Origin of the sequence: Myxococcus vastator (genome assembly GCF_010894475.1) — a bacterium.
Taxonomy (GTDB): Bacteria; Myxococcota; Myxococcia; order Myxococcales; family Myxococcaceae; genus Myxococcus; species Myxococcus vastator.
In genome coordinates, this window is sequence record NZ_JAAIYB010000322.1 from 1 (window position 1) to 9,925 (window position 9,925).

At 64.8% G+C, this 9,925-nt stretch carries 7 protein-coding genes and 1 pseudogene; 2 read left to right on the top strand and 6 right to left on the bottom strand.

Going from position 1 to position 9,925, the window contains the following annotated elements:
• Positions 1-88: 88 nt before the first annotated feature.
• The 3 genes and pseudogenes from G4D87_RS26435 to G4D87_RS40365 all read right to left on the bottom strand — a co-directional run.
• On the bottom strand, positions 89-2,107 hold the full coding sequence (locus tag G4D87_RS26435; RefSeq protein ID WP_163785172.1) for a hypothetical protein: 2,019 nt from the start codon (positions 2,105-2,107) through the stop codon (positions 89-91).
• A gap of 283 nt (positions 2,108-2,390) precedes the next feature.
• A complete protein-coding gene (locus tag G4D87_RS26440) occupies positions 2,391-3,539 on the bottom strand; it encodes a TolB-like translocation protein (protein ID WP_163785174.1) in 1,149 nt (382 codons plus the stop codon).
• A gap of 643 nt (positions 3,540-4,182) precedes the next feature.
• Positions 4,183-4,533, bottom strand: a pseudogene (locus G4D87_RS40365) (IS701 family transposase); the annotation flags it as partial.
• Positions 4,534-5,450: 917 nt separating this feature from the next.
• On the opposite strand from G4D87_RS40365, the gene G4D87_RS26450 reads away from it, so the two are divergent.
• Positions 5,451-7,292, top strand: coding sequence for a serine/threonine-protein kinase (locus tag G4D87_RS26450; protein WP_163785176.1), 1,842 nt, complete (start codon positions 5,451-5,453; stop codon positions 7,290-7,292).
• 37 nt (positions 7,293-7,329) lie between these two features.
• Positions 7,330-8,241, top strand: a complete 912-nt coding sequence (locus G4D87_RS26455) for a DUF2381 family protein (RefSeq protein WP_163785178.1) — start codon at positions 7,330-7,332, stop codon at positions 8,239-8,241.
• A 56-nt stretch (positions 8,242-8,297) separates the two neighbouring features.
• On the opposite strand, the gene G4D87_RS26460 is transcribed toward G4D87_RS26455, so the two are convergent.
• The 3 genes from G4D87_RS26460 to G4D87_RS26470 all read right to left on the bottom strand — a co-directional run.
• Positions 8,298-8,753 (bottom strand): SMI1/KNR4 family protein, encoded by a 456-nt coding sequence (locus G4D87_RS26460; protein ID WP_163785180.1) that lies wholly within the window; start codon positions 8,751-8,753, stop codon positions 8,298-8,300.
• Positions 8,754-8,935: 182 nt separating this feature from the next.
• A complete protein-coding gene (locus G4D87_RS26465) occupies positions 8,936-9,481 on the bottom strand; it encodes an imm11 family protein (protein ID WP_240358628.1) in 546 nt (181 codons plus the stop codon).
• 183 nt (positions 9,482-9,664) lie between these two features.
• On the bottom strand, positions 9,665-9,925 hold a 261-nt coding region (locus tag G4D87_RS26470), incomplete at its 5' end, for a DUF5953 family protein (RefSeq protein ID WP_240358629.1).

Consider the following 9,925-nt stretch of genomic DNA (forward strand, 5'->3'; position numbering starts at 1 on the left):
TACCGCACGGGAGTCAGCGTCTCTCAGGCAGCCATGCATCAACTCCGCCTCGTCCGCTCAGACTTTCATGGGGACTGGAACTACGTCCTCAAGCCCAATTCGGATAAGTAATTTCTGATCGGGCCCTAAGCAGGCGTGCCCCAAGAATGGCCTCGCAGTTGCCAGATTGGGTCCGTTCTTGATGCGTACCAATGAATCCACCGAACGAGCATGGGTGTCCGCCAGTGCCAAACCGGATGGTGTTCATCTTCATGACTTGGTTGGCGGAAACTCCCGGCTTCCGCTTCTGGGGTGTGAGCTGGAGGAAGGGTCCGGTTTCCGGAATGGCGTCGTCGACGAAGTAGGCAAGGTGAATGCCTTTGCGCCTGAAGGCATCCACCATGCGTGTGAATTCCTTGCCATCGTTGCGCACCACCGGCTTGTGGCTGTGGTTGCCTGCTGCGACCAGGTAGTCGAGCTCCACAATGATGTCTTTCCCGTCGGGCTTCACTCCGTAGAGGGAGGGCAGGTCCAGGTCGATGGTGCCATTCTGGTCGAAGTCCATGCCGTGCTCTTCCACATGGTCAGGAAGGCCGTCGTCGTCGGTGTCGAGCCGCTCCGCGCGCACGATGAATTGCTTGCCGCTGGTGGCTGTGAAGTAATACCCCAATCGGTGATCGGCGAGATCGCGCTTATTGCGGACGGTGCCGCTCAGTGAGAACGGGGCATTGGTCACCTGTGCAAAAACCGGCTGCCCGGTCTCTCCCAAGCTCGCAACTGTCTCTGCCCCCATGTTGTCGCCCACCTGCACGACCGGTCTGGGGCGCTCTGGAGTCAGTCGGGCTGACGAACTCCCGACGAACATTCGTACTTCTGTGGTCCAGAGGCCTTCGTTCGCAGAGAAGAGCCCCATGGGGTGGGCTGCTGTAGGGGTTCCAACGAATGCCACCACCAGCCGGGGCTCGCTTGAGCCCACGTCCTCAATTGAGACGGACACCCGCGCATCCTTGGCGAAGCTCTGGAATCCGATGCCAGCGCCAGTCGACGTGAAGCCCAACTCTCCGACCATGCACTTCTCGTCGACCTCGCAGATGCCATCTGTGTCGTTGGCGGGAGGCGGGGTCGCGTTCTTGTCGACGTTGAAGTTCTCAATTTGCCGGCCTGCGATCCGATACATGTAGTACGAGCCGCCCTCTCCGATTCCTGATGGGTAGACCATCGCGAAGATGCCAGGCCCGGCCTCAACAATCCCAGTGGTCGTGGCGCAGACCGGCTGGAGGTTGCCGTAGAAGACAACAACGGTTCCGTCGATGCTGATGCCCGGATTACGGCCGAGATCGGTGAAGCAACTCCCGTCGTTGTCGGCAAGGACAATGTTGGTGCTCAGGTCTGCGCTCCACCATTCGATAGGGCCGGAGAAGTCCGAACTCAGGACGATGTTCCCCTCACCATCCATGGAGGGGCGGGCGGCCTGTATCGTCTGACGCTTGGTGGTAAAGCGGGTCGTGCTATTGGGGTTGGGCAGGGCAAGCTGATACTTGCCCGTCGAGTCGGTTCCGACGAAGGCCACTTTGCCAGAGGCGCTCAGCGAAGGGTATGCCCCAATAAATGAGAGGCCAGCAGTTTCCGTCGAACTGCGCGCCAACAGAGTGGCGTCCTGGACGTTGCCATGGCTGCCTGGAGTGAGCGCCCAGCGGCGCAGGAAATATGAACTCGTGAGGCTGTCTGGAGCGACGACGATTCCGGAGTTGTTGATCTGCGCGCCCGCGGGGAATCGGCGTGCCGTCGTCTCGTTGGGCGTCAGGTCCACTGCGCCAGAGGCTCCGCCCACGAACAGGTGCTCCGAGCCGTTGGACATCTTGCCTACGAATACGGTCTGCCCACTATTGTTGATGGAAACGTAGCCTTTGAGTTGGCTGAGGTTGGGAGCCGCAGGGTCGCCTGTCGCAGCGACGATGTCATGCTGGTAATATTTGCCGTAGACGCTCTCCCCGACAGCCAGTGGTTGGGCGACGGCGGCGGTGGGGGCCTCTCCTTCCAGGCCCGCCGGTTCAACCCCGCACCCCATGATATAAACCGCAGACATGGCTGCGCATGCGCGTATTGATTTCCTGAACGGAAGATTCATGTGCTCCCCCTCGTGATGTTTTTGCGAGCGCATTCAGGCGTCGTACGAACGCGTCTCGCATTCAGCGTTCCTGGGGTGTTGAGGTGGCTCTGGACTGTTGGACAGGCATGCCGAAGACCTGGCCGCCCCTAGGGCCTGACCGATGGCACTTTGGTTTGGGCTGAAGGCCTCATATGGAAATGTTTGTCCGGGGTCAAGATTCTCCACTCCCTTGAACGAGGTTGTTGCGTCAGGAAATGAATCTGGCCTGGGAGTGGTTGTTCTTGTGCGCCGCACGCGGCTGCTATCGAATCCAGCCAACGTATTCCGGGTAGCCCCACGCGGCGACATACCCCTGATCGCCGCGCAATCGTTGGCCACGCAAGCGCAGGACTCCCGGCGGAAGGTTCTTCTCCAAGTCGGAGACGCGCACCCGGTACAACTCGTATGCTGGGGACGTTGCCGTGGCCCGGGCGGGCGCGATTCCCACAAGCATGTGCGCGCCGTCTGGGCTGGCATCGACCAACGTCAGGTCCGTGGCCTCTTTACGGAGTGTGCGCACCGTTCCCGTGCTCGAGTCCAGCCGCAGAAACTCGTGGGTGGAGTTGACCACTTCGTCCGCAATGGGCGGCTGACCGAAGGGGACATGGGGCAAGGTCTCGATGATGGCGATTGCCCCGGCATTCACCCAGCGCAGGTTTGCCCTGAATGCCCCGGCAAGCTTCAGTGTGGGCTCAAGCTCTCCGGTCGGCAGGTGCCGGAACAGAATTGGCGAGGTGAGGCGTGGTCCGCCTCCTGGCCGAATCAGGGAGCCGCCTCCCGCTGGGCCGGGCGACAAAACAACAGAGGCTGGCTCTACGAAGGATGAGACGAAGAGCCACTGGCCGTCCGGAGATTGTGAAGGGGCAAGTGCTCGCTGCTGAAGGAGGGGGCCTCCGTTCACCTTCGCGATGACCACATGTCCATGTATGCCGTCGTCGCGGATGACATCAGGGGCAGGGCGGTGTCCACACTCATCCGCGAAGAGGGCGACCTCCTTCCGATCCGGCCACCATCCCAGCAGCCGAACAGGGCCCGGCCTCGGCGAACGCAACAACTCCCGCGCCCGCCCCGAAGCCACCTCGACCGAGTAGATGCTCGCATACGTGCAGTTCCCTACGCCGGCTGGGTCGGGAGTCCACTCCGTTACCGCGAACGCGAGGTGCTGGCCGTCGGCCGACCAGATCAGGTCTCCAGTCCAGGGCCGCTTGTCTTTCCCGGGGCGTGGCAGCTGAAGCACGGGCGCCGTCCGGGAGTTGTCGGGTGCCGCCATACCCAGTTCCAGTACGGTCCGCGTGCCAGTGCCGTTGGACCGCACCACCTTGAGCGACTGCCACCCTGCCACGTCGTCGCCACTGGACTCCCGAGAGGCGGCGCGCTCTCCGTAGGCGAGCCATCGGCCGTCGGGGGACACGGCTGCGCCGCCAAGTGATTGTGTCCCGGGTCGGAGAAAGGCGGTGAGCCGGCCCGAACGAGTAAGCCTGCGCGCCGCGCGCCCATCGAGCGGCCTTACCCATAGGTCGACGGAGGCATCTTGCCCCACCTCCAGAAGCGCGACTCCTTTGACGGGGGCAGGGCGTTTACTCGCTTGTCCTGCGAGCGGGGCCGCCAAGCCGAGCCCCCACCCAAGGCTGGCGGCTAGCAGGAGTCCATGGCGTATACAGTGAAACACTTTGAGTCTTCCCATTGTGCCTCCTGCGGTGCCAACCCGGCGCGCATCTCTTACGTACTACGGGGCGCGCTTCGTTGCCACCCCCGGTATGGTTCGCCATCCAGGGCACTCCTCGATTGGATAGGGTTGGCGGCGCTGCTAGCTTTGGCGGGAATGCTGGTCGGGGCTCGCGGTGCGTCACTGCTTGATTCGTAACCGTTCACCGGCTGGTGCCTGCTTAATACTACTGCGTCAGGGACCCGAGGGGTGGACGGAGAGGCCGGGCAGGCGACGTGCGGCGCGCTGGTGGTTGGCGCGGTGGCAGGTGGGGCAGCGCGGCAACCGGGTAGCAATCACCCGCGCCATCGCGAGCCGTGCGGTGATGAAGCTGTCGTGGAAGTGACGCTCAGGTCGAGAGTGACTGCGCGTGGGTGTCAGCCGCCCTTCGAGCCGAGGGGGGAAAACGCCGCGTGCGTTCCGCCACGAGGAAGGCGTAGCAACACAGCGCGACGGAGACATGGTGATGCCAGCCGGGGAAGCGGCGACCTTCGCAATGGTCCAGGCCCAGCTCCCCCTTGAGGTCTTCGTAGACGCGTTCGGTTCTCCATCGCTGCATCACTAGACGGATGAGCTGCCTCTTCGTCCAACTCTCCGGCAGGGATATCAGGAAGTAGTTGGCGGACTCGAGCTCTCCGTCTCGCCAATCAATGAGCAGCCCCGGCGGCTCCTGCTCTCGCTGGGGTACGCCCGCGGCGTAAGCGTTCAGGTGGGATGGGCGGTTGAAGAAGGAGCAGGCCAGCAGCCGACGGTAGGCTCGTCGCTCGCTGACGCGGCGTGGGGCATGGGACGGTTGATGGTCACTAAGAAGCGCGTATTGCTGGTCATGGGCGACCAGGAGTTCGGGAACTGCGCGGCCATGGACAGCACAGAGCGCAGCCGACAAGTTGAGGAGTGGGAAGTAAGCCGGTGGAGTCCATGGCAGCGCGTGCCCTGAAAGTCAGAAGGCTCACCAGCGACACCTGGAGGGCCTTTCTGGGGCGAGCCGGTAGGGGAGGGGTATCGCACTTTGGGGGCGCGGCGCCAGAAGTCGGCGCGCGCACGCCGAACGCCGGTCAGTGTACCGGCGGCGGCAGAAAGTGACGCATCAGGTCCCCCCGCCAGGGGCTTGGATGTGACGGCGTCGCCTGCACCGGTCCAGGTCACCACGAAGGTGGCCGCGGAGCCGAGCGCAGCGAGGTCTGCTGGGTATGCACCACCGTCCATTCCTGCCTGCTCGTCCTGCGGCCCCGTCCCTACTTGCGTCACGCCCCCCTTGGCGCGCACCCGACTGGGCCCACGCTGGCGGCGCTGCCCGCCGTGACGAGGTGCGAGGATGATTGGCCTTGAGGTACGCGCGTTGATGCTTAGATCCTATAAGGTTCGTGATATGTGGACTTCATGGGTTCATCTTGTTGAGAATTCGCGGGAGCCCACGCATCGCATCCCGAGGACCGCATGCCCTCTACGACCGACAGGGACAAACGCCCCGCGCGGGCCCACGTCCACCCTTCACCCTGCCGCATCCGGTAGAAGTGGCGGCTTTGGGCAACGGGGCCGATAGCAGCGGCCTCTTTCATCTCTCCTTCGTAAGGGTGCGCGCATGAGCGAGGGCCGGACGGCCGGGAGGCGGACGCCGTGAGGCAACAGGGGCCTGCCCTCGCGGTGCTCGCGCCCGGTGTCCAGGTGGTGGGCTACACGGTGGAGCGTCGGCTGGGCAGCGGCGGCTTCGGGGCCGTGTACCTCGCGCGGTGTGAGGGGCAGGCCTACGCGCTGAAGCTGTTGGAGCTGGCGCGCGTGGGCGCGCGGGTGGAGCGCGAAGTCTCCATTCTGCTGAAGCTGCGTCACCCCAACGTGGTGGGCCTTCACGGCTTCGGGAAGTGGCCGGCGGCGTCTCCGGAGTTTGGCGTCATCGTCATGGAGTACGTGGAAGGGCGGCAGTTGGACGTGTGGGCGTCCGAGGAGAACCCTTCCGCGCGGCAGGTGGCGCGCGTCGTGCTGGACGTGGCGCGGGCACTGGAGGCTGTCCACGAGGCAGGTGTGCTTCACCGTGACGTGAAGGAGGCCAACGTCATGGTGCGCAGCGTGGATGGTGCGGCGAAGCTGGTGGACTTCGGCGTGGGGGACTACGCGGGAGCGCCAGGAATCACGGCGGACATCCTCCCGCCCGGGACGCCGGAGTACCGCGCTCCGGAGGCGTGGAGCTTCTTCCGTCAGCATGCCCGGGTGCCTGGAGCTCTCTACACGCCGGGCCCCTCGGACGACTTGTGGGCGCTGGGCGTGGTCCTCTACCAGCTCCTCACCGCGCGGCCTCCCTTCGCGGGGGACTATTTCACGCTGGCGGATGTCGTCATCACGAATGAAGCGCTTGCGCCCCGTCAGGTGAACGCGCGTGTTCCCGCGGCGCTCAGTGACGTGTGTCTGCGGATGTTGGAGAAGGCGCCGGCCGCGCGGGTGGCAAGCGCGGGGGCGCTGCGTGCGGCGCTTGAGGAGGCGCTGCGAGGCGCGGACGCGACGTGGGACGTGCCGCTGTGCGACGCCCACGGCGAGGACACCGCGACGACGGAGGGAGACAGGGACACCTTCGACAAGTGGCTGAACGAACCGCTGCGCCGCCCCCGGCGCGGCAAGCGGCCGGAGCAGGAGCGTCCGCCTCCGCTGGAGGCGCAGGCGCCATTGTTGGAGGAGGGGAGCGCCGCGCCGGAACAGGCTTCGCGGCCCGCGCTGACCTCGCCGCGTTGGGGCGCGGCGGCCCTGGCGCTGCTCGTGGTGCTAGTCGCGGTGGGGTGGGCGTGGAGCTCGCGGACGTTGCGCGATGCGGGGGCCGTTCCGCTCCGTCAGGAAGTAGCGCGCCCGGAGAGTTCATCCCAAGCTGTCCACGCCGCAGCGCCCCTCTCCGGCAAGGAGTCCACCCCTGCGGCCTTCGCTGCCCCTGCGATGCTCCCCGAGGCCACAACCGTGAAGATGGAGAACACCAAGACCCCAATGCCACCGAAGCCTGGAAGGAAGGGCGCGGGTGTCATGAGCAAGGCGCTTGTCGCGGTGGCGGCCTGCACGGGGCTGGCGTGCCCCGGCGCGCAGGTGCGCCCGCCCCCGCCCCCGGAGCCGTGCCCGGAAGGAGCCGTGGAGGAGATGGAGGAGTGGGGCGTCAAAGTGGAACACAGCCATGGCGTGACTTTTCTCGTCAGCAGGCCGCAGGTCATCACGGTGACGGATAGCCCGACTGAGGTGCTGCTGGTCGGCGCGTGGAAGCGGATGCCAAGTGGCACAATCTTCTCTGGGCGCCTCAGCGTGAGTGACCGCGTCTATGGCCGGTTCACCCATGCGCGTACTCGCGATGGAAAGAGCTTTCCCGTGTGCCTGGAGTTGCTGTCCGGGTCCTTGGTGAAGGGGTTGGAGCGGGAGCCGGGGGACGACAGTCCGACCTCGGCCCGTGTCTTCACGTCCGGCAATGTGAGGGCGGTGCGCGAGTTTGAGTGATGCGGCGCGGGGTGTCGCGTGAGGGAGTCGTGGACGGATGCATGCAACATCATCGGTCGTTCTCCTCTGGCTCTCGCTCCTGGCGGGGAGCGCGGCGGCGCAGGGGAGCATGGTGTCGGGAAACGGCGCTCGGCGAATCGAGTTGGGGCCGGATGACTCAGGCGCGCTGACCGAGCTTGCCGTCAGCCCCGGTTTGTCCACCGTGATTCTCTTCGACTCGGAGTTGGCTCAAGAGGGCGTCGCACTGGAGGGGAGGCACGTCTTCTCGTATGTCGACGTGGGCCGTATGACGCTGCGGCTGGTTCCTTCGGAGCGGGGGATTCCCGGGGAGAAGTTCCGGCTGTCTGTGCGCTTCCGCGACGGCGCAGCGCCTCCTGGCGCTTCGTTCCTGCTGACGGTTCATCCCGCGCGCGCGGACAGCCTCGTCGAGGTGTACCGGAGCGCGAGGACCGTTGAGTCGTACCAGCAGGAAGCGAGGGAGGCGCGCGCCGAGACGCGACGGTGCCAGGAAGAGAGCGCGCGGCTGGTGTCGGAGCATGGTGCTCCGGGGGGATTCGCGGGATTGCTCGCGACCGGCGGCATTGATGTGAACGGCGTGGCCGGTCGGGATGTGACCAAGACGGTTTCCTCGGACCGGAGGAACGCCCTCCATCCACTCATCATTCGAAGCTACCGCTCGACGGGGCGTGTCGCCCTTGAAGTCTTCCTGAGTGACTTGCAGGGAGAGCGACCGTGGACCGCGAGTGGCGCTGCGCTTCGTGGTCCCTCTGGAACTGAATTGAAGGTGCTCCGCGTGTGGCAGGCGTCACCCACTGCACCAGGTGCGCCTGGGCTCGTGGTGATTGAAGCAGAAGCGTCCGCTGAATCCGCGCGAGGCTCCTTTTCGCTCAAGCTGTGGGAGGCAGAGGGTCCTCGCACGGTGACGATTGGCAACGTGACGTTCCCCTGAGGCGTCGCGGGGCGCCTGGGTGAGCAGCGCGGGCAGCGGCGAGCACCGTCGCGCGGCTACTCCTCCAGCCAGAAAGAGCGTCCCCCACTGTTCAGTGCCCGCGCGAGGAAGTCCTCGAAGGACGGCGCAATCTGCTCCACGTCCGGGAACGTCTCATGGAAGGCGTCGAACAGCGGATACCTGGTGAGGTTCGGCTCCACGTCTACGACGACGTAGTTGGTGTCCTGCATGTCGACCAGGGCATACATCGACGGTGAGCCGTAGGCGTCGTCGTCCCGGCCGAAGACCGCGAGGCGCGCACGTCGAATCTCCGCCAGCGGGAGAATCCGATAGTTCGCGTCAGGTGGGGACTCGAACAACGCCGCTCCATCGCAGTGGAGATAGAAGGCTCGTAAGTCAGCATCCAGCTTCCATCCCACGCGCGACTCGAATGCCGCGATTTGGACAGGCGTCGCAGGAGGGTTGGGAAAGTGGTGCTGCGAGAGCTCTGCGAGCAGGGCGTCGATGGGCATGGTCGTACCTCAGTCTACGTAAGGCCGGTCAAGCCCCACGGTTCGCCACGGTGCTTGAGGTCCGATACCTTGGGGGGAGTCGCAGCAGCAGTGGGTGACTGCGCGGGGGCCACCGAGCGGACCTTGACGCTCGGCTCAAATGAGGGGTCGGCTCGGCACCGGCGGCAACAGCTCTACTGGGGCTAGACCTCCTCGAACGCTGCTCCCGTGATGTTCGCGCGCTCAAGGGCCGCCTTGATGTCCTCAGAGACGACGAGCACTCCGGACCATCCCCAGGTGCGGAACACCTTGGCGTCGCCCACCTTCGTAGGGTCAATCCGCATCCCGAAAACACTTCGATACATACCGAGCTTGTCCGGCCGCTCATCCTCTGGCTTCCAATACAACACCTCTTCGGATGCCTCGTCGTCGATACATCGAACAAGCCGTGTTGCAACGAGAATGAGGTATTCATCGGGGCAGCCATTGATATCCACAGGAATCAATTGCACGTCGTTTGGCGCCATTTCCGCGAAGAGGGTGGCTGCTCTGATGTGAACAACGGGGGTCGCTCCAGCGCCTGCGGTGCAGAAGTCTAATCGCCTTCCGGACTCGTCGATAGGAACCGTCAGGCGGCTGGATACTTGGGAGGGGCGTCCTGACGAAAACTCCCTGAAGTTCTCCAACTCGTGGCCCTGTTTCGTCAACGGGTCTCCCAGGTACCAGTTTCCTGCCTGTACGTTCTCCATGAGCCTGAAGTATCGAGATTGATTCAACATGGTGCATTGCTCAATGGCCCTGCTTGCCCTGAGTCAAGAGCCTGTGGAGTGTCGTTCCTGGGGTCTGGGCTTCCGCAGCGTCGGCGCTGCTTCTTCGAAGCGAGTCCCGGGTACTGTTCCGGCTGGGTTCATCACGACAGCGCCCGGCCGCTCTCACTTGGGGCCCCCGAGCTGAGGGGCGCAAGGCGCCGAGCGACCGCCAATCTCCGGGAAGCGCTCATAGGCCCGTTTGAGCGCGTCCAGGTGGGTGGGGTTGTCCAGGTCGAGCGGCGCGTCCGTGAGCTGCACGACCCACCCGCCCGACGCCGTGCGCCGTGCCCGCGTGAGCAGGTCCGCGTCGCGCGAGGGGTCTGGGAACCCGATGGCCTGCGCGGCAGCAGCAGACCAGTAGTTCAGCCACCCGAGGTAATAGGG